This is a genomic window from Planomonospora algeriensis, assembly GCF_977012225.1.
Genome location: NZ_CDRNDK010000949.1, coordinates 1 through 918 on the forward strand (window position 1 = coordinate 1; position 918 = coordinate 918).

1 protein-coding gene is annotated in these 918 nt (G+C 78.6%); it reads right to left on the bottom strand.

Annotation, left to right across the window (positions count from 1 at the left end; genetic code table 11):
• On the bottom strand, window positions 1-918 hold a 918-nt coding region (locus ACWJ6R_RS37100), incomplete at both ends, for a methylmalonyl-CoA mutase family protein (RefSeq protein ID WP_449066665.1).

The following is a 918-nucleotide window of genomic DNA, read 5'->3' on the forward strand; positions in this document are numbered from 1 at the left end:
CCGCGCGCCGCTCCCGGGTGGCGGCCAGCCGGCCGGCGACCAGGCCCGACTCCAGCGCCCGGGCCATGCCGCCGGCGCGCTCGATCTCCTGGAACCACACCCAGGCCCGCTCCGCCAGGTCGGCGGTGAGCCGCTCGGCGTAGAAGGAACCGCCGGCCGGATCGGTCACCCGGGCCACGTGCGCCTCCTCGACCAGCAGGGAGTGGGTGTTGCGCGCGATACGGCGGGCGAAGGCGTCGGGCAGGCCCAGCCGGGCGTCGAACGGCTGCACGGTCACCGAGTCGGCGCCGCCGATCCCGGCGGCGAAGCAGGCCAGGGTGGTGCGGAGCATGTTCACCCACGGGTCGCGGGCGGTCATCATGGCCGAGGAGGTCACCGCGTGCTGCAGCTGCGCGGCCAGGGTGCGGCCCGGGTCGGCCGGATCGGGCGCGGGGCCCGCCCCGCACGCCTCGGCCACGCGCGCCCACAGCCGCCGGGCGGCGCGGAACTTGGCCACGGTGAGGAACTGGTCGGCGGTGGCGGCGTAGCGGAACTCCAGCTGCCCGAACGCCTGCTCCAGGCCCAGCCCGCCGCCGGTCAGCGCCCGCAGGTAGGCCACCCCGGTCGCCAGCGAGCAGCCCAGCTCCTCGGCGTCGCTCCCGCCCGCGTCGTGGTACGGCGTCGCGTCCACCGTCAGCGCCCGCAGCCCCGGGTACTCCGCCGCGCACCTGCGGGCCAGCCCGACGGCCTCCTCCATCGCGGCGTCCGCGCGGACGTCCGCCGCCGTACCCACCGTGTCCGCCGTACCCGCCGTGTCCGCGCGGGCGTCCGCCGCCGTACCCGTCCCTGTGCGCGCCGTACTCCCCGCGGCTTCCGGTGCGGGCGCGCAGGCCCAGCGGGTCGGCGCCGCAGGCTCCCGGTGGAGCCCCGGGCGGCGCG